Source organism: Frigoribacterium sp. NPDC087798 (assembly GCF_044742985.1).
GTDB lineage: Bacteria > Actinomycetota > Actinomycetes > Actinomycetales > Microbacteriaceae > Frigoribacterium.
The window spans coordinates 293,613-312,140 of record NZ_JBIUVP010000003.1; the positions used below are offsets into that span (position 1 = coordinate 293,613).

Annotated in this window: 18 protein-coding genes; 6 read left to right on the forward strand and 12 right to left on the reverse strand. The window is 73.8% G+C overall.

What is annotated here, in order from left to right:
• Positions 1-18: 18 nt before the first annotated feature.
• Genes ACIOSR_RS11285 through ACIOSR_RS11300 form a run of 4 tightly spaced genes read right to left on the reverse strand, consistent with a single transcriptional unit; the run spans position 19 to position 3,847 of the window.
• Complete coding sequence (locus ACIOSR_RS11285; RefSeq protein WP_402752656.1) at positions 19-852, reverse strand: SDR family NAD(P)-dependent oxidoreductase; 834 nt, start codon at positions 850-852, stop codon at positions 19-21.
• A gap of 42 nt (positions 853-894) precedes the next feature.
• Entirely contained in the window at positions 895-1,692 is a 798-nt protein-coding gene (locus ACIOSR_RS11290; protein WP_056044437.1) for an ABC transporter ATP-binding protein, read from the reverse strand.
• A complete protein-coding gene (locus tag ACIOSR_RS11295) occupies positions 1,689-2,789 on the reverse strand; it encodes a FecCD family ABC transporter permease (protein ID WP_402752657.1) in 1,101 nt (366 codons plus the stop codon). Before ACIOSR_RS11295 ends, ACIOSR_RS11290 begins: the two co-directional genes overlap by 4 nt.
• On the reverse strand, positions 2,786-3,847 hold the full coding sequence (locus ACIOSR_RS11300; RefSeq protein ID WP_123570988.1) for an iron ABC transporter permease: 1,062 nt from the start codon (positions 3,845-3,847) through the stop codon (positions 2,786-2,788). Before ACIOSR_RS11300 ends, ACIOSR_RS11295 begins: the two co-directional genes overlap by 4 nt.
• Positions 3,848-3,979: 132 nt before the next feature.
• Between ACIOSR_RS11300 and ACIOSR_RS11305 the strand changes: the two genes are divergently transcribed.
• The 4 genes from ACIOSR_RS11305 to ACIOSR_RS11320 all read left to right on the forward strand — a co-directional run bounded on the left by ACIOSR_RS11305 (position 3,980) and on the right by ACIOSR_RS11320 (position 7,732).
• A complete protein-coding gene (locus ACIOSR_RS11305; RefSeq protein WP_285063782.1) occupies positions 3,980-4,978 on the forward strand; it encodes an iron-siderophore ABC transporter substrate-binding protein in 999 nt (332 codons plus the stop codon).
• 50 nt (positions 4,979-5,028) lie between these two features.
• On the forward strand, positions 5,029-5,388 hold the full coding sequence (locus ACIOSR_RS11310) for a hypothetical protein (protein ID WP_043595969.1): 360 nt from the start codon (positions 5,029-5,031) through the stop codon (positions 5,386-5,388).
• A gap of 77 nt (positions 5,389-5,465) precedes the next feature.
• Positions 5,466-6,818: an alpha-amylase family glycosyl hydrolase gene (locus tag ACIOSR_RS11315; protein ID WP_402752658.1), complete on the forward strand. Its 1,353-nt coding sequence runs from the start codon at positions 5,466-5,468 to the stop codon at positions 6,816-6,818.
• A 92-nt stretch (positions 6,819-6,910) separates the two neighbouring features.
• Positions 6,911-7,732: a hypothetical protein gene (locus tag ACIOSR_RS11320; protein WP_402752659.1), complete on the forward strand. Its 822-nt coding sequence runs from the start codon at positions 6,911-6,913 to the stop codon at positions 7,730-7,732.
• A 110-nt stretch (positions 7,733-7,842) separates the two neighbouring features.
• On the opposite strand, the gene rlmC is transcribed toward ACIOSR_RS11320, so the two are convergent.
• A complete protein-coding gene (gene rlmC, locus ACIOSR_RS11325) occupies positions 7,843-9,027 on the reverse strand; it encodes a 23S rRNA (uracil(747)-C(5))-methyltransferase RlmC (RefSeq protein WP_402752660.1) in 1,185 nt (394 codons plus the stop codon).
• 67 nt (positions 9,028-9,094) lie between these two features.
• A complete protein-coding gene (locus tag ACIOSR_RS11330; RefSeq protein WP_056044452.1) occupies positions 9,095-9,820 on the reverse strand; it encodes a sulfite exporter TauE/SafE family protein in 726 nt (241 codons plus the stop codon).
• A gap of 201 nt (positions 9,821-10,021) precedes the next feature.
• Here ACIOSR_RS11330 and ACIOSR_RS11335 point away from each other — a divergent pair, with 201 nt between their 5' ends.
• Entirely contained in the window at positions 10,022-10,333 is a 312-nt protein-coding gene (locus tag ACIOSR_RS11335; RefSeq protein WP_123570983.1) for a hypothetical protein, read from the forward strand.
• Positions 10,334-10,459: 126 nt separating this feature from the next.
• Here ACIOSR_RS11335 and ACIOSR_RS11340 read toward each other — a convergent pair whose 3' ends face one another.
• The 4 genes from ACIOSR_RS11340 to ACIOSR_RS11355 all read right to left on the reverse strand — a co-directional run bounded on the left by ACIOSR_RS11340 (position 10,460) and on the right by ACIOSR_RS11355 (position 15,939).
• Positions 10,460-11,158, reverse strand: a complete 699-nt coding sequence (locus tag ACIOSR_RS11340; protein ID WP_123570982.1) for a hypothetical protein — start codon at positions 11,156-11,158, stop codon at positions 10,460-10,462.
• A gap of 190 nt (positions 11,159-11,348) precedes the next feature.
• Positions 11,349-12,173 carry a response regulator gene (locus ACIOSR_RS11345; RefSeq protein ID WP_402752661.1) on the reverse strand — a complete coding sequence of 275 codons (825 nt, stop codon included), beginning with the start codon at positions 12,171-12,173 and terminating at the stop codon, positions 11,349-11,351.
• On the reverse strand, positions 12,170-13,717 hold the full coding sequence (locus tag ACIOSR_RS11350) for a histidine kinase (protein WP_402752662.1): 1,548 nt from the start codon (positions 13,715-13,717) through the stop codon (positions 12,170-12,172). The genes ACIOSR_RS11345 and ACIOSR_RS11350 overlap by 4 nt, the downstream gene beginning before the upstream one ends.
• Positions 13,718-13,809: 92 nt before the next feature.
• Positions 13,810-15,939: a serine hydrolase domain-containing protein gene (locus tag ACIOSR_RS11355; protein WP_402752663.1), complete on the reverse strand. Its 2,130-nt coding sequence runs from the start codon at positions 15,937-15,939 to the stop codon at positions 13,810-13,812.
• Positions 15,940-16,049: 110 nt separating this feature from the next.
• On the opposite strand from ACIOSR_RS11355, the gene ACIOSR_RS11360 reads away from it, so the two are divergent.
• On the forward strand, positions 16,050-16,430 hold the full coding sequence (locus tag ACIOSR_RS11360; protein WP_173154373.1) for a hypothetical protein: 381 nt from the start codon (positions 16,050-16,052) through the stop codon (positions 16,428-16,430).
• A gap of 319 nt (positions 16,431-16,749) precedes the next feature.
• Here the strand turns inward: ACIOSR_RS11360 and ACIOSR_RS11365 are convergent, their stop codons facing one another.
• Positions 16,750-17,457 (reverse strand): hypothetical protein, encoded by a 708-nt coding sequence (locus ACIOSR_RS11365; RefSeq protein WP_123570978.1) that lies wholly within the window; start codon positions 17,455-17,457, stop codon positions 16,750-16,752.
• Between the two features lie 216 nt (positions 17,458-17,673).
• Positions 17,674-18,510: an alpha/beta fold hydrolase gene (locus ACIOSR_RS11370; protein WP_402752664.1), complete on the reverse strand. Its 837-nt coding sequence runs from the start codon at positions 18,508-18,510 to the stop codon at positions 17,674-17,676.
• Between the last annotated feature and the right edge of the window lie 18 nt (positions 18,511-18,528).

An 18,528-nucleotide genomic window follows, 5' to 3' on the forward strand; every position in this document is an offset into this window, starting at 1 on the left:
TTCGACATCGCTCCCGCCCTACGGGACGATCGCGTCGACGTAGCCGCCGTCGACCCGCAGCGCCCCGCCCGTCGTCGCCGAGGCGAAGCGCGAGCTGAGGTAGACGACCATGTTGGCGATCTCCTCCGGCTCGATCAGTCGCTGGATGAGCGACTGCGGCCGGTGCTTCAGCATGAACTCGTGCTGGGCCTCGTCCCAGGGCAGGTCGTCGCCGACCAGCTCGCGCACGAACTCCTCGACGCCCCCCGTGTGCGTCGGCCCGGCGATGACGCTGTTGACCGTCACGCCCGAACCCGCGGCCGCCTTCGCGAACCCCCGCGACACCCCGAGCAGGGCCGTCTTCGACACCCCGTAGTGGATCATCTCGACCGGCGTCACGATCGCCGAGTCGCTCGCGATGTACTGCACCCGGCCCCAGCCGCGCTCCATCATGCCGGGCAGGTAGGCCCGCGTCAGGCGCACGGCCGACAGCACGTTCGTCTCGAAGTAGCGGCGCCACTCGTCGTCGTCGATGCTCAACGCGTCGGCCGAGCCGAAGACGCCGAGGTTGTTCACCAGCACGTCGACCTCGGGGAAGGCCTCGACCGCCGCCTGCGCACCCGCCTCGGTGGCCAGGTCGGCCGCGAGCGTGACGACCCGCGCCTCCCGGGTCCCGGCGTCGAGGGCCGCGAAGGCGGCGTCGTCGGCCAGCGAGTCGAGGAGGCGCGCTCGGGCCGCCCCCGTGGTCTCCGTCGAGCGTCCGTTCACGATGACGCGGGCCCCGGCGGCGGCGAGCCCCCGGGCGATCGCGAAGCCGATGCCCTGGGTCGAGCCGGTGACGAGTGCGGTGGTGCCGTCGAGTTCGATCTTCATGGGACCATCCTGCTCGCAGGAGCCCCGGGTGCCCACCCGACCTCAGCGGCGGCGCGGCACGACCATCGGCGACCCGGTCACGGGGTCCGGCACGACGACGCAGGGCAGGTCGAACACGTCGGTGACGAGCTGCTCGGTCAGCACTTCGGCCGGGGTGCCCGTCGCCACGACGTCGCCGTCGGCCATCACGATCAGGTCGGTCGCGTACCGCGCGGCCTGGTTGAGGTCGTGCAGCACCGCGACCACGGTCGTGCCCTGCCCGTGCAGTCGGGCGAACAGGTCGAGCAGGTCGTACTGGTGGGCGATGTCGAGGTAGGTCGTCGGCTCGTCGAGCAGCAGCACCGGCGTCTGCTGTGCGAGCGCCATCGCGACCCACACCCGCTGGCGCTGCCCGCCCGACAGCTCGTCGACGGGCACGTCGACCAGCTCGGTGAGGTCGGTCTCGGCCAGGGCCGCGTCGACGGCCTCGCGGTCGGTGCCGGTCCACTGCCGGAAGAGACCCTGGTGCGGGTAGCGGCCGCGTGCGACGAGCTCGGCGACCGTGATGCCGTCGGGTGCCGTCGAGGTCTGGGGCAGCAGGCCGACGATGCGGGCCACCTCCTTCGCCGGCACGCCCGCGAGCTCGCGTCCGTCGAGCAGGACCGACCCCGACCGGGGCTTCAGGAGGCGCGCGAAGGCCCTCAGGAGGGTCGACTTCCCGCAGGCGTTCGGCCCGACGATGACGGTGAACGAGCCGTCGCGCACGTCGGCGTCGACGGCCTCGCTCACCGTCCGCCGGTCGTAGGCGAGGTGCGCGCCGCGGGCCACGAGGCGGGAGGGGCGGGTGTCGTCGGCGTTCACGCGGACCTCCGGGATTCCGAGACGAGCAGGGTGATCAGGTAGACCCCGCCGATCACGAGGGTGACGAGGCCGACCGGCACCGGGTTGGCGGCCACGTGCTGGGCGACGAGGTCGGCGACGAGCAGGAGCACGCCGCCGACGAGTCCGCCGGCGACGAGCGGCACCCCGGCCGACCGCACCAGGCGTCGGGCCAGCTGCGGCGCGGCCAGGGCCACGAACGCCATCGGCCCGGTGCTGGCGGTCACCACGGCGGTCAGTGCGACGCCGACGACGACGAGCGCCAGGCGCGACCGCTCGGCGCCGAGGCCGTGCGACCGGGCGGCGTCGTCGCCGAGCTCGAGCTGCCGGAGGGGACGCGACAGCCCCATGACCAGCGGGGTCAGCACGACGAGCAGCACCAGCGCCGGGACGAGCTGCTTCCAGCCGACCAGCGCGAGCGAGCCCGCCCCCCAGAACGACGCGGTCAAGGCGACCTCGTTCTGCGCGCGCAGCAGCAACCAGCTGTTGACCGAGTGCAGCAGGGCCGTGACGCCGATGCCCACGATGATCAGCCGCAGCCCGTGCACGCCGCGACGGTAGGCCAGCAGGTAGACGACCAGCGCGGTGACGAGCCCGCCGATCAGGGCGCCGGCCGCCGTGCCGATCGTCGAGGCCGCACCCGACACGATGACGACGATCGCCCCGGTGTAGGCGCCGGTCGAGAAGCCGATCACGTCGGGCGAGCCCAGCGGGTTGCGGGTCAGGGACTGGAAGACGGCGCCCGAGACGCCGAGTGCGGCGCCGAAGACGAGGGCTGCGAGGACGCGCGGCAGCCGCCAGTTCAGCACGATGGTCGAGGCGAACCCGTCGCCGCCGAACAGCGCCCGCACGACCTCGGGCGGACTGAGCGGGTAGTCGCCGATGCCGAGGGCGACGATCGCGACGACGACGGCCACCACGACCAGCGTCAGCGTCGCCGTGCGTCGCCGCCCGCCGGTCGAGCGCCACGAGCGCAGGAGGCGCGGGCCGACCCCCGGGGAGGTCGACGTCGTCCGCGTACCCGACGGCGTGCCCGTGCCCCGGGTCGGGCGCGTGTCCGGCCCCGTGCCCCCGGTCACGCGCCACCCACCCGTCGGCGTCGGGCGATCGCGATGAGCACGGGGGCGCCGACGGCGGCCGTGACGAGGCCAGCGGCCAGCTCGCCCGGGGGAGCGACCACGCGGCCGAGGACGTCCGCGAGCAGCAGCAGCACCGGCCCGAGCACGGCCGAGAGGGCGGTGATCCACGGCTGGCTGGGCCCGACGACGCCGCGGGCGGCGTGCGCGACCATGAGCCCCACGAACGCGATGGGCCCGACCACCGCGGTCGCGCCTCCGGCCAGCAGGGTGACGACGACCAACGAGACGACGCGCACGGCCGGCACCGAGACGCCGACCGACGCGGCGTGTTCGTCGCCGAGTGCGACGGCGTCGAGCGGGCGCGAGGCGATCAGGGCGACGACGACCCCGGCCGCGACGAAGGGCAGCACCGTGAGCACGGGCTCCCAGCCGCGGTCGGCGAGCGAGCCGACCTCCCACGCGCGGACGGCGTCGAAACGGCGGGGATCGGCCAGCACGATCGACGAGGTGATGCCCGCGAGCACCGACCCGAGCGCGAGGCCGGCGAGGGTCAGGCGGGCGGGACCGCCGCCTCCTCGTCCGGCGCCACCGATCAGGGCGACGGCGACCGTCGCGAGGCCCGCACCGACGAACGAGAACCAGACCCAGCCGCTCGCCGAGGTGACCCCGGCGAAGCCGACCGCGAGGGCGACGGCGAAGGCGCTGCCCGAGGTGACGCCGAGGATGCCCGGATCGGCCAGCGGGTTGCGCGTCACGGCCTGCACGACGGCCCCGGCGACACCGAGCCCGGCGCCGGCCACGATCGCGGCGACCGTCCGCGGCAGGCGGAGGTCGAGCACGGCGGTCGCGTCGGCCGTGTCGCGGCTCGCGGCGCCGGTGAGGATGCGCAGCACCTCGTCGAACGCGACCGGCCGCGCGCCGACGGCGAGTCCCAGCACGACGGCGAGGGCCAACAGGGCCAGGGCGGCCACGAGGGCGAGGAGGCGCGTGCGGGTGCGCCGGGAGCCCCGCGTCGGTCGCGGGGCACGGCCGACCGTGAGCGCTCGGGGCATCGCCATGACGATTAGCTTAGGCTACCCTCACTTGGAGTCCGGCCGGGTGGCGCACGTCGCCGTCCAGGCCCGCCCCCCGCACCCGACCTTCCGCCCGACACCACGTCACAGCACCGACGTCACAGCCCTGAGGAACACATGCGCAAGTCACTCTCGATCACCGCCGCCGTCGCGGTCGCCACCCTCGCCCTGGCCGGCTGCTCGGCCGACGCCGACCCGGACGACGCCGCCGGCGGCGGAGCCTCGGGCGGATCGGGCGCGTTCCCCGTCTCGATCGACACGAAGTTCGGCGAGGTCACCATCGACCAGAAGCCGACGCGCGTCGTCGCGCTCGGCTGGGGCGACGCCGAGACGGCGCTCGCGCTGGGCGTGCAACCCGTGGGGGCCTCGGACTGGCTCGCCTTCGGTGACGAGGCCGACGGCGTCGGCCCCTGGGCACAGGGTCTCTACGACCAGGCCCCCGAGATCATCGGCACCCTCGAGCCCTCCTACGAGGCCATCGCGGCCCTCGAGCCCGACGTCATCCTCGACACGAAGAGCTCGGGCGACCAGGAGCGCTACGACCGTCTGTCGAGCATCGCCCCGACCGTGGGCGTGCCCGAGGGAGGCGACAGCTACCTGACCGACTTCGAGGACCAGATGGAGCTCGTCTCGAAGGCTCTCGGTGAAGAGGCCAAGGGTGAGCAGCTCGTCGACGAGAACGAGAAGGCCGTCGAGGCCGTCGCCGACGCCCACCCCGAGTGGAAGGGCAAGACGATCACCGCCGCCACGAAGACCAGCGAGGGCTGGGGTGCCTACGTCGAGGACAGCGAGCGGGTCGAGCAGCTCGAGGAGCTCGGCTTCGAGCAGAACCCCGCCATCTCGGCGCTGTCCCCGAACGCCGGTGGATTCTCGGTGTCGATCTCGAGCGAGCAGCTCGACCAGATCGACGCGGACGTCATCGTGGCCTTCCCGATCTACATCGACACGACCGAGATCACGGACGACCCGCAGTGGAAGGCCCTGTCGGCGGTGCAGGACGGCCACGCCGTCGTCATCGACGGCGACGTCGCCGCGGCGTACTCGCTCGGTTCGGCGCTCTCGCGCCAGTACGCGCTCGACCAGCTGGTGCCGCTGCTCGAGGGCGCCACGGAGTAGTCGCCGCACCCGTGCGGGCCGAATCGCTGCAGAGGGTGAAAGATGTTCTGGTGACCCACGAGCTGCACGACCTGATGACCCCCGAGAAGAACGTCCAACGCATCATGTGGACCGGCACGATCTGGTTCGTCGCCGCGGTCGGCAGCGTGGCGGTGGCCCTGGGGCTGCTGCTCGCGACCGGCTGGCGTCCCGCCCTCCTCTCGGCCGGGCTCGCGACGTTGTTCTGGGTCGGTGCCGCGCTGGTCGCCCTGAGCGTCGGGCTCATCGGGTGGTCGGGCTGCCCGATCCTCGAGGTCGACGTCCCCACGGCCGACCGCAACAAGACCCGCACGATGCAGGCCGGCACGATGCTGTTCATCGTCGGCGGTGCGGCCGCCCTGCTCGCCGTCCTGCTCGGCCCCGCGAGCTGACGCCGACGCCCTGCGAGCTGAGCCCCGCGAGCTGAGCGGGGGACACCTCACGACCGCCCGTCACTAGGGTGGCGCGAATGAGCGAACACGAGTCCCCGACGACGGCCACCGCCCTGCCGGGCCCCTCCTGGACCGAGCACGTCGTGTGGTGGCACGTGTACCCCCTCGGGTTCGTCGGGGCGGACACGACGGGAGCGGACCGCTCGCCGGCACCGCGCCTCCTCGATCTCGTGCCGTGGCTCGACCACCTGGTGGCCCTCGGGGCCAACGGGCTCGCCCTCGGGCCGGTCTTCGCGTCGTCGACCCACGGCTACGACACCATCGACTGGTTCGCGGTCGACCCGCGTCTCGGCACCGAGGCCGACCTCGTCATCCTGATCGAGGCCGCCCACGCGAAAGGCGTCAAGGTCATGCTCGACGGCGTCTTCAACCACGTCGGCCCCGAGTTCCCCGCGCTGGTCGAGGCACGTCGCGACCCCGACTCGAGCGCCGCCTCCCTGTTCCGGCGCGAGGACGACGGCAGCCTGGGCACCTTCGAGGGGCACGGCGGGCTCATCGCCCTCGACCACTCGTCGCCCGAGGTCGCCCGCACGGTCACGGACGTCCTGACGTACTGGGCCGACCGCGGTGCCGACGCCTGGCGGCTCGACGCCGCCTACTCGGTGCCGTCGTCGTTCTGGGCGACCGTGCTGCCGCCGCTCCGCGAACGGCACCCCGACGTGTACGTCGTGGGCGAGGTGCTGCACGGCGACTACGCGGCGGCCGTCCGTGACGGAGGCCTCGACTCGGTGACCCAGTACGAACTGTGGCAGGGCGTCTGGCACGCCCTGGCCGAGGTCAACCTGTTCGAGCTCGAGTGGGCGCTGCAGCGCCACGACGGGTTCCTCGACGACTTCGTGCCGCTGACCTTCGTCGGCAACCACGACGTCACGCGCATCGCCAGCCAGATCGACGACGACCGCCACCACGCCCACGCGATCGTGCTGCTCCTCACCCTCGGCGGCACGCCCTCGGTCTACTACGGGGACGAGTTCGGCCTACGGGCCGTCAAGGAGGCGCGGGTCGGCGGCGACGACGCGGTGCGTCCGGCGTTCCCCTCGACGCCTGCCGAGGCTCCGGGTGCCGGCGTCCCGGACGCCCTCCCCGAGGTCCTCGCCCTGCACCAGGAGCTGATCGGCGTGCGACGTCGGCACCCGTGGCTGCACACCGCCCGCAGCCGCACCGTGTCGGTCGCGAACGAGTCGCTCGTGCTCGAGGTGACGGGCGTCGGGGCGGGTCGGTCGCTCGTCGTCGCGCTGAACCTCGGCGACGACGAGCTGCGCGTGGCCGACCCGGCCCCGGCCGAGTGGGTGGCCGGTCGGGACGCGGGCCTCGACGGCGACGTCCTGTCGGTGGGGCCGCACGGCTGGGCGGTCGTCGCGCGCGCCTGACCCGGCCCGCGCCTCCGGGGTCCCTCCGACGCTCGTGGGCATCCCCTGGGAGTCGCGACGAACCCGGCCGGGCCGTCGCTACCGTGCCACGCATGGCTAAGACACGAGAGCTACTCATGACCTCGACCCTCGCCGTCGGTGCGCTGGTCGCCGCCACCGGATGCACCTCCGACCCCGCCGTGACGGCCCCGACCGCCGCGGCGACCGGCGTGCCGAGCGCCCCCGCGACGAGCGCGACCCCCGCCGGTTCCGAACAGGACTCGGCCGAGCAGGCGATCGTCGTCCGCTACCTCGACGCGATCTCGGACGGAGACACGGCGGCGGCCTGGGCCCTGCTGACCCCCGAGGCGCAGCAGTTCTACGGCGCCGAGCGGACCTTCGCCGAGTACTCGCCGGTGGACGGCACGGTGACGCCCGACGAGGCCTCGGTCCTGGTCGACGCCGACCTGGCCGTGGCCGAGGGGCCCGAGGGCGCGTTCACGCTGGTGAGCGCCACGACCGACGACCTCGCCGACGCCTGGATCGTGCGCGAGACGGCCGACGGCCTGCGCGTCGACGACGCCGGCGTGCCGCCGACCGGCGACTCGGTCTACGAGTGGGACAACCCGGCCGTCGGGGCCGAGGACCAGAGCGCAGGAGGCGCGGTGTACGACACCACGGCCCCCGCGTCGATCTCGTTCGCCAGCCCGTTGAGCCAGGACCAGACCGAGCCGAGCGTCGTCGGCTACCCCGACACGCTCTGGGTCTTCCTCGACGGTCAGCAGCTGCCGTCGATCGAGGCCGTGTCGGCCGGATCGGGCAAGCGTTTCACGACCGAGATCGGCGAGTCGAGCGGGGCCGGCCGCGGCCTCACCGTCGTGTGGCAGACGGGCGACGACTCGCTCGGCTGGCGCAGCAGCACCGTCGTGCTCTGAGCCCCGGCCCGGCGGGACGTCCGCCGCGAACCCCGTTCACGAAGACGAACCCCGTTCAAGCAGGGTTCATCTTCGTGAACGGGGTTCGTCGTCGGGAGGCGGCGGAGCGCTCAGCGGCGACGCAGCAGGGCCATCGCCTCGAGGTGCGGCGTCTGCGGGAACATGTCGAACACGCGCGCGGCGACCACGTCGAACGACGGCATCGCGTCGAGATCGCTCGCCAGGGTGACGGGGTTGCAGCTCGAGTAGACGACGTGCTCGACGTCCGACCCCTCGAGCCAGCCGGCCAGCGTCGCCCCGATGCCGCGTCGCGGCGGGTTGACGATCACGAGCTCCGGAGGCGCGGTGCCGGTACCCGAGGGCCCCGCCCCCGCGGATGCGCCCGTCGCGAACCGGGTCGCGTCGTCGGCCGCGAAGCGCACGTGCTCGAAGCCTGCGCGACGGGCGCTGCCCCGGGCGCTGGCCACCGCCTCCTCGCTGGTCTCGATGCCGACGACCTCGCGGTACGCGTGTCGACTCGAGCGGCCGGCGCCCGGGCGCGCGACGTGCAGGGCGAAGCCTCCGACGCCGCAGTAGAGGTCCCACACGGTGGCCGGGTCGATCGCGTCGACCCATTCGGCGGCCTGCGCGTACAGCCCGGCCGCGATCGCCGTGTTCGTCTGGAAGAAGCTCTGGGGGCGCAGCTCGAGGTCGACCCCGCCGAGGTGCATGGTGAGCGTCTCGCGGTCGGTCAGCACGATCTCGTCGGTGCCCTCGAGCACGGCCTTGTGCTCGGGCAGCAGGTTGACCGACACGACCGCGACCCGGGGCAGGGCCTCGAGCAGCCAGGGCAGTTCGGACCGCAGCCGGGGCAGGGCCTGCTCGCTGCGCAACACGAAGCGCACCATCAGCTCGCCCGAGGGCGACTCGGTGACGTGCACGTACTTGGCCTCGCCGCGGCGTCGCGGGACGTCGTAGGGCAGGAGGCGCGCCCGGGTCACGAACGCCGCCAGCGTGGGCAGCGCCTCCTGGATTCCTGACGTGTGCAGCCCGCAGCCGCGCAGGTCGACGCCCTGTCCGCGGCCGTCGAGGATGCCGAGCGTCGGCTCGTCGATCGTGCCGCCGACGACCATCTTCGCCTTGTTGCGGAACCCCGACTCGGGGCCGGTCAGCGTCGGCAGCCAGGCCGAGGGCGCATGGCGCTCGTCGAGGAGGTCGCGGACGCGCGCCTCCTTCTCGGCGACCTGAACCGGGTAGGGGCGGTCGAGGAGCGTGCACGAACGGCACAGCCCCGCGTCGAAGTAGTCGCACTGCATGGCGGGCCGAGTCTAGGCGAGGGGCGTGGGGTGGCGACCCGCGCCTCCTCGGCCGGGTGCGGCCGGGTCAGAGCTGGGTGATGCCGCGTACGAGGGCGAGGGCGCTGCCGACGGCCGCGAGCGTCAGGACGAGGATGCGGCCGACCCGGGCCGGGACGACCTTGCTGAGGTGGTGCCCGACGAAGGCGCCGACGAACAGCAGGCCGAGGGCTCCCGCCCAGACGGGGACCGGCTCGGACGGGATGCCCTTCGTCAGCACCGAAGTCAGGTTGATCGCCAGCAGGAACACCTGGCCGGTGCCGACGAAGACCTCCCGGGGCCAGCGGTCGCTCGTGGCGTGCACCGTCAGCGCCGGACCGCCGACGCCGGCCGTCACGTTCATGAAGCCGCCGAGGGCGCCCGCGGCCACGGCGCCGACGCGGCCGGGCAGGAGGCGCGCGCGGCTCGAGAACGCCATCACGAGCACGCCGACCAGGGCCAGGGCGCCCACCGCGATGGTCAGCGGGCCGGTCGGGGCGGTCTGCACGACCCACGCGCCGATCGGGATCGTCACGAGGGCGGGCAGGACGAGGAGGGCCGCCGTCCGCCACCGCACCGTGCGCCAGGTGCTCGCCAGCACGACCAGCGCGAGCACGGCGGCGAGGGCGTTGCCGACCGAGACGCCGGCCTCGGGGCCGAGCACCACCACGAGGAGGGGTGCGGCGGTCAGCGCGAAGCCGATGCCCGCCATGCGCTGCGTGAGGGCGCCGACCACGATGGCCGCGGCGGCGAGGGCGAGCGTCAGCGGGGTCACGCCGCCACGCTACCCGGCGTGCCGGGCCGGGCTGCGCCGTGCCGGGCTGTGCCGGGCGTGCGTGCCGGGTCGGCATGGCGCCAGGAGATGATCACAGCGCCAGGACTTGTCGTGGTGCGGTGGCCATCTCCTGGTGCTGTGGTGCTGGGGCTGGGGCTGGGGCAGGGCAGGGCTGGGGCACGGCGTCAGTAGGGTGGCGGCATGACCGACTCGTCGAAGACCGTCCAGTTGCGCCGCTACGAGCTCGTCGAGGGGGTGCTCGACGACTTCGTCGCGTGGTTCACCTCGACGCTGATCCCGGCTCGGCTGTCCGAGGGCTTCGCGATCGAGTTCGCCTACGCGGACCGTGACGCCAACCAGTTCGTCTGGGCCGTCAGCACCCCCGGCGACGCTGCACGGTTCGCCGAGGTCGAGGCCGCCTACCTGCAGTCCGAGGCGCGGGCCGCGGCGTTCGCCGGCCAGCCCGTGCGGGTGGCGACGCAGCACGTCGCCCTGGTCGAGCCGATCGCCTGACCGCCCCGCCCCTGCGACACCGCCGAGTGGACAGGACACCGCCGAACGCCGCGGCGTCCTGTCCACTCGGCGGTGCCTCGTCAGCACGGCCGACGTCGGTGCGGTGACGGCTCCGGGCAGGCCCGACTAGAGGGCGTCGACGAACATCTGGGTCGCGAGCGGCACGTTCGTGGCGTTCGACGACGGGTCCCAGCCGACGACCGCGACGGCGTCCCCGCCGACGCGGGCGGTCAGGCCGACCAGGGTGAAGCTGCCGCCGCCGACGGTGCCCGTGACGCGCCAGCCGAGCGACTCGTCGGTGCCCGTGAGGGTCGGCTCGGTGGTCTCGACCGTGGTCTGCACGGGCTGGCCCTGCATCGTGAAGAGGGCGGTTCCGTCCGCGCAGCGGGTCAGGGCGTCGGACGCCTCGGCGACCAGGGCCGAAGCCGCGTCGTCGTCACCCGTGCTCGCGACGACGGTGGTCATCGAGCGGTCGTTGCTCGTGCCGAACTCGAGCGCGCCGTCGGGGGCGGCGTCGTCCCAGCCGACGCCGAACGGGGCGAGGCAGCTCGGGTCGCTCGCGGTCAGCCCCGGGTAGACCGAGTCGAGCAGCTGGTCGGTCGTGTCGAACTCGTCGGGCACGAACTGGATGCCCGTGAAGACGGACGCCAGTTCGGCGTCCGAGAGGGCGGCCGACGAGGCGTCGGCAGTCGCCGTGGCCGACGGACTGGCCGTGGTGGTGGCGCTCGGCGTCGTGGTCGGCTCGTCGCCGGCACCCCCTGAGCACCCGGTCAACAGCAACACGAGAGTGGCGGCCCCGACGGGCAGCGTGGTCCTGATCGACATGTCGTCCCCTCCGTCCGGGCACCCCCGTGGTCCCGCGACGCCCCGAGGCTACCAGCGGGTCGTGATGCTGCTCGGGCCCGCGCGTCGCACCGCGGACCGGACGTCGCACCGTCGAGATCGGCGGTGCGACGTCCGGTTCGTGGTGCGACCCGGGCCGATGACGGGAGGCCGATCGGCCTCGGCCCCGGGCTCAGGGCAGCAGACCCGAACGGTAGGCCCAGACGACCGTCTGCAGCCGGTCGCGGGTGCCGAGCTTGGTCGTGATGCGGGTGAGGTGCGACTTGACCGTGCTCGTCTCGACCACCAGGCGCTCGCCGATCTCGTCGTTGGACAGCCCCTCGCCGAGCAGGCGGACGAGCTCGCGCTCGCGCTCCGTCAGGACGTCGGGCGACGGCTCGACCGCCGATGCCCGCCGGCGTCGGGTGAACTCGGCGATCACCCGCCGCGTGGTGGCACCGTCGATCGCGGCCCGCCCCGATGCGAGTGCCCGCACGGCGCCGACGAACTCGTCGGGCTCGACGTCCTTCAGCACGAACCCGCTCGCACCGGCCTCGAGGGCGCCGAACACGTACTCGTCGAGGTCGAAGGTCGTGGCGACGAGGACCGCGGGGGCGCCCGCCGAGCCGACCCGCGCCTCCTGCCCGTCGGCGGTCCCGGGTCCGGCACCGCGGCCGCTGCCCCCGGAGCCACCGCCCTCGAGCCCGACGCCGTCGAACCCGACGCCGTCGAGCCCGCCCCCATCGAGCCCGCCGCCCTCGAGCCTGCCGCCCTCGAGCCCGCCGCCGTCGAACCCGACGCGGGCGTCGACGATCGCCCGCGTCGCCTCGATGCCGTCGCCGCCGGGCATGCGCACGTCCATCACGACGACGTCGGGTCGGGTGCGTCGCACGACGTCGACCGCCTCACGCCCCCCGGAGGCTTCGCCGACGACCTCGATGCCGCCCGCCGTCTCGAGCACGACCCGGAACCCGGTACGCACGATCGCCTGGTCGTCGACCAGCACGACCCGGATCACTCGGCACCCCCGCCGGTGATCCCCGTGTCCGGCCCCGGCCGGAGCCCCGAGGTGGGCCCCGAGGCGGCCCCGCCGTCGGCCCCGGACGCCGCAGCGGTCGCCGACGGCCCGCCCGCCGGGGCCTCCGCCGAGGCCTCGGCCTCGACCGGCAGCTCGAGTCGCACCCGCCAGCGCCCGTCGGCGGTCGCTCCGGTGTCGAGCCGCCCACCGACCAGGTCGGCCCGCTCACGCATGCCGACCAGTCCGAAGCCGCCGCCCCCCGACGTGTCGCGAGCCACGGGCAGGTCGTTCTCGACGACGATCACGAGGGACCCGGCCGTCGCGGTCAGGTGCAGCTCGACCGTCGCCCCCGGCGCGTGCCGACGGGCGTTGACGAGCGCCTCTTGCACGGTGCGGTAGGCCGTGACGTCGGCGAGCGGGGCCAGCGACGGCAGCGTCCCGTCGACGTGCGACGCGACGACGGCCCCGGAGGCGCGGGCCTGGTCGACGAGGTCGGGCACGTCGCCGAGACCGGGGACCGGCACGGTGCCGCTCGGTCCGTCGCCGGTCTCGCGGAGGATGCCCACGATCGACCGCAGCGCGTCGAGGGTCTCGCGGCCCTGGGCCCGGACGCTGCGGAGGGACTCCTTGGCGCGCTCGGGGTCGCCGTCGACGAGGCGTTCGGCGGCACCGGCCTGCACCACGAGTCCGGTGAGGTGGTGCGCGGCGACGTCGTGCAGCTCACGGGCCATGCGGGTGCGCTCGGCGGCGACCGCGGCCCGGGTGAGCGTCGCCTGGTGCTCGACGCTCTCGGCCGCGCGGGCCCGGGCGTCGCGGTCGTGGGCGCGGCGCAGGGCCACCCACGAGCCGACGGCGGCGCTCACGCCGTTGATCAGCACGGCGCTGGCCACGAGGGCGAGCGCCTCGACGACGACGCCGACCTCGCCGAGCCCGGCGGGGGCGCCCAGCTGGTCCTTGACGATCGCCGACGCCCCGACGGCGGCACCGACGGCCTCGATGCCCACGGCGGCGAGCACCGCCCCGACGACGTCCCGGGTCGGCCGCAGGGTGGCGACCGTGTAGGCCGTGACGACGGGGGCGGCCGTCCACAGGGCGAGGCCGGTCGGCAGCACGGTGAGCAGGGCGGCCTGCAGGACGGCGACCGCGAGCAGGGCCGTGACGGGGCGGACGCGCCGGAGTGCCAGGGGCACGTGCTGGACGAGCGCCAGCACGATCACGGCGACGATCTGGGCGGTCGGGATGCTGCGGTTCGCGCCGTAGAACTCGCCCGCGGCCAGCAGCGTGGCGAGGAAGGCGATCGTGACGAGCGCCCAGACGGCGGCGAGGGCGACGTCGCGGCCGAGCACCGTGTGCACGCCCAGCCGGTCGAGGACGCGGCGCACCGTCGCCATCCCGGGCCCGGTCGAACCGGCCTGCCCGGTCGAACCGGCCTGCCCGGCCGAACCGGCCTGCCCGGCCGAACCGGCCTGCCCGGCCTGCCCGGCCGAACCGGCTTGGCCGCGCGGACCGCCCGGAGCGGGCGAGGTGTCGGGGGTCGTGGTCACCGTCCGAGCATGCCAGGTGCCGCGGGCCTCCCGGCCCCGGGCCGACGACGGCTGTGCACCGTCGGCCCGGGTGTCGCGCGGGGGGCGGGTCATCAGAAGCTCACGCTCGGGGCGATGAGGCGGAAGCCGAAGGCGAAGCCGGCGAGCACGACGAGCGACGCGAGGACGAGCACGCGTCCGGTCACCACGGCCCAGCCGCGACGGTCGCGCACGGCCCGCCAGGCGACCAGGGCGGCCGGCGCGATCGCGACGACGCCGAGCAGCTGCAGCCCCTGCAGCAGGCGCAGGGTGACGGCCGACACCTCGGCGAACGACATGGCCTGCACCGCGACGACCGCCCAGCCGACGAGGGCCAGCAGCGTCGACGCCTGTCCCAGACGCGACAGCAACAGGGTGCGGTCGCGGCGACGCGGGGTGGTGGTCGCCGACCCGGTCGACAGGCCGGCCCGGAGGTCCCGACGTCGGCGTCCCACGCCGGCGAGGGCGGTGGAGGGCCAGGCGATCATCGAGGCGAGCAGCACCACGACGGCCAGGACCACGCTCGGCAGCACGGCCGACGCGGCCTGCCAGGGCTGCGCCCGCAGCATGGTGAAGGAGGCGCCCCACGAGATCGCCTCGACGGACGCGTCCCCCTCGGTGTCGGTGGTCCGCGTCGCGAGCAGGGCGTCCCCGCCGACCTCGCGCCACAGGTCGGTCCCGACCTTCTCGTAGACGCCGGTGGTCATGCCGAGGGGTTTCGGCGTGACGGCGACCGTGCCGTCGGAGCGGGGGACGATCGTGGTCTGACCGCTCAGGGCGAGCAGGGCGCCGGGGTTGGTGACGGGGGAGCGCGACGAGAGGTACGTGCCGGCGAGGTCGGCGGCCACGGGACCGTCGGAGGCGTCGCCGTCGACCGTGCCCGCGCCTCCTCGGCTGTCCGTGTCGGCCATGCCGACGGTCGCCGCGTCACGCAGGTACCGGTCGGCGAACCCCTGCAGCACCGTGGTGCGCAGGTCGAGCGAGGCCGTGGCCGATCGTCCGCTGCCGTTCATGCTGAGGAAGATGCCGGTGTCGTGCTCGGGGAACATCCGCATCGCCGAGTGGAAGACCTGCGTGTCGCCGTCGTGGCCGAAGGCGGCCAGGCCGGGCGTGCTGTCGTCGAAGAACGCGAGGTCCATGCGCTGGCCGGCCACGAGCGTGCCGAGGTCGTCGGCGTCGAGGGCGGGACGGTGCATCTCGGCGAGCGTGTCGGGCTGCAGCAGCGCCTGGTCGTCCGGCAGGTCGCCCAGCTGGGCGAGCATGAAGCGGGCCATGTCGGTCGCGGTGGCCGACATCGCACCGGCCGGGGCCGCGTTGACGACCTCGGTGGCGACGGCGGGCTTCGAGTCGTCCGGGTAGCCGTGCGCCAGTCGGGCGTCGAGATCGGCGGGAAGCGGCTGGGCGAACGACGACGAGGTCATGCCGGCACGGTCGAAGACGTCCTGCTGCAGCAGGTCGGCGAACGGGACGCCGCTGACGCGTTCGGCGACGTACCCGGCCAGGGTGGCTCCGTAGTTGGAGTACGCCGGGGTGGTGCCGGGCGTGAACACCTGGGCGGGAGGCGCCTCCGAGACGGCCTCGCGCAGCGTCTTCTCGCTGCCGGGCGTGCCGATCAGCCCCGCGATGACCTCCTCGAAGCCGGCCGTGTGGGTGAGCAGGTGCCGCAGGGTGACGGCGCCCTTCGGGGTGTCGAGGTCGAAGTCGAGGTACTGCTGCACGTCGGCGTCGAGGTCGAGGTCGCCCTTCTCGACGAGCTGCATGATCGCGGTGGCCGAGACCACCTTCGACACCGAGCCGACGCGGAACAGCGTGCGCTCGGGGTCGACCGCCTCGGCGGGCGTCTCGCCGGTTCCCGTGTCGGCCATGCCGTAGCCGCGGGCGGTCAGCACCTTCCCGTCGGCGACGACCGACACGGTGGCTCCCGGGATGCCGGTCGTCTGCAGCGCCGATCCGACGGCGCCGTCGAGCCACGTGTCGACGTCGTCCTGCGTGAGCGAATGACCGCCGGGCTGGTGCTGAGGCGGTGCAGGAGGCGCGGGGTCGGCGGTCGCGCCCGTCGCCCCGGACGCGCACCCGGCGAGCGTGACGCCCAGGGCGACGACGGCCGCGGCGGCGGCGAGACGGGTCGTGCGGGTCGTGCGGACGAGGAGGCGCGGGTGGCGCCGCCGGGACGGAGGGGCTTCTCGGGTCGGTGTCGTGATCATGCCTCTACGCTCGCGGCTGCGCCGCCGCGGCACCGGGTGCAGGAGTCGGGACCTGCCGTACGACTTTCGTCGTACGGCGGGCGTCGGTGGTCGCGCCTACGGTCGCCGACATGGGCGTGCAGACGAAGTTCGAGAACGCGCGGGCGGCACTGCGCAAGCCGCCGGCCGAGCACCCGTGCGCGATCCCGCCGATCCCGGGCGGGCAGGGGCTGTGGCTGATCCGGCAGGGCGAGGCGGCTCCGCTCGGTTACGTGCGCCAGCGGCCGGTCACGGGCGGCTTCGCGTTCGACGTCTACGCCCACTGTCGCGACGAGGGCGGGCGTCGGCCCTGGTTGCACACGGCGTCGTCGCTGAACTCGGCCGTGGCGTGGACGCTGCAGCACGACGCCGACGTCCGCGCGCTCATCGCCCGCAGCACGGCCGAGCCCGACCCGTGGCCGCCCACCGCGCCTCCCGAGCCTTCCGCCGGTCGCCGCCGCCGCACCCCCTGAGCGCGAGGTCCGACTACACGCGAAGAACCCGGTTTCGAACGATGCACCCAGAAGAATCGGGGTGGATCGTTCGAAACCGGGTTCACGGCTGGTCGGACCGCAGGTGCAGAGCGGGGGGCATGCGGCGCGAGGCGGAAGCGCAAACGGAAAAACCCCGCCCCGTGCGTGAGCACGAGGCGGGGTCCACCGGGATCGCCGACCCCGTCGAGCAGGGCGGGGCCGGTGCGTCGTCACGGAGACGACCCGGGTTCCAGGCCGCACCTCGCGAGGCGGGGTGCGGCCCTGGGGCCGGGCCGGCGGGTAGCCGGCCATACAGGTACTACTCCGTGGCGGCGGTGATCTTCGCGACGCCGACGAGCATCTCGTCCTGGACGGCGTCGGTCTTGAAGGTCTGGTTCAGCAGCGACGCGGCGTCGGGGCTGATGTGCACCGTGGTGCCCTCGAGGACGGCGTTCGAGCCTTCCATCTGGATGGGCTTGAGCGTGCCACCCCAGAGGTTGAAGAGGTAGGCGTCTTCGGCGGCGACGGTGCCGTTGGCGGTGACGGTGCCGTAGAGCTTGCTCTCGCCCGGGTCGATGCGGAAGTCGGTGAGTTCGACGACGGTGCCGTCGGCCGAGGTGAGCGACAGGCCGGAGCCGTCGTGGTCGATCTCGCCCTGGACGTAGGGTCGCACGTCGCTGTCGGGGCCGTAGTAGTCGACGTTGCCGCCGGTGATGGGGAAGGCGAAGGTGCCGTCGGTGAAGGTCGCGGTGCCGACGACGCCGGGGGTCAGGCCGAGCGAGGTGATCGCGTCGACGAAGGACTGGTCGACGGCGACCTGGGTGTCGACGCCGTTGCTGAGGTCGGCGATCGACGCGGCGGGCGTCGACGCGGCGGAGGGCTCGGACGAGGAGGACGACGACGTCGAGGAGGTGTCGGTCGCGGTGCCCGAGTTGGACGAGCAGGCGGCGAGCGAGAAGATCAGGGCGCCGGAGGCGGCGATGCCGAAGGCGGCTTTCGTGATGCGCTTGCGAGTGAAGGCGTTCATGGTGAAGCTCCTTGTCAGTTGGTCCCGGTGGGGATGTACAGGGTTCGCCACCGGGGGCGAGAAGGTTTGGATCTCGGTGACTTCGTTACCCGCCCGTGACCTTCACCCCCGAACGAGGGGTGGTCGTGTCCGAGGGGTCGACGCCGGTGCGCAGGAGGCGCGGTGCCGGTCTCGAGGACCGGCGCCGCGCCTCCTGCGGTCGCGTCGGGTTGCCCTCTACTTCTCGAGGAACTCGAGCACGACGCGGTTGAACTCGTCGGCGTCGCTGACGTTCGCGCCGTGCGGTGCGCCGGCGATCACGTGCAGCTCGGACCCGGCGATCGCCGCGTGCGTCCGGGCGCCCGAGCCCTCGTACGGCACGGTCGCGTCGCCGTCACCGTGGATGACCAGCGTCGGCACGGTGACCTTGGTCAGGTCGTCACGGAAGTCGGTGTTCGCGAACGAGGCCATGGCCTCGAGCGCGGCGGCCTTGTCCGCCTGCTTCGCGAGGCGCAGGGCGTCCTGTCGGTCGGCCTCGGACACCTTGAGCACGCCGTCGACCGAGAAGAAGCCGGTCGTGAAGTCGTCGTAGAACGAGTCCTCGTCCTTGGTCAGGCCGGCCGTCATCTCGGCGGCGGCCTCCTTGGTGAGGGGGCCGTCGGGGTTGTCGTCGGTCTTGAGCAGGTACGGGGGCACGGCCGAGGCGAAGACGACGCTGTGCAGGCGCTCGGTGCCGTACGTGCTGAAGTAGCGCGCGACCTCGCCGCCGCCCATCGAGAAGCCGACGAGCGTGACGTCGTCGAGGTCGAGCTCGGTGAGGACGGTGTGCAGGTCCTCGGTCAGGTGGTCGTAGTCGTAGCCCGTCTTGGGCTTGTCGCTGCGTCCGAAGCCGCGGCGGTCGTACGTGACGACGCGGTAGCCGGCCTCGACGAACGCGGGGACCTGCTTGCTCCAGGACTCACCCGACAGGGGCCAGCCGTGGATCAGGACGACGGTGCGACCCGTGCCGCCGGTGTCGTCGACGTGCAGGTTCGTGTCCTTGAAGAGGCCGTGGTGTGCGGTGATCTCGGTCATGGTCGGGTGCCTTCTCTC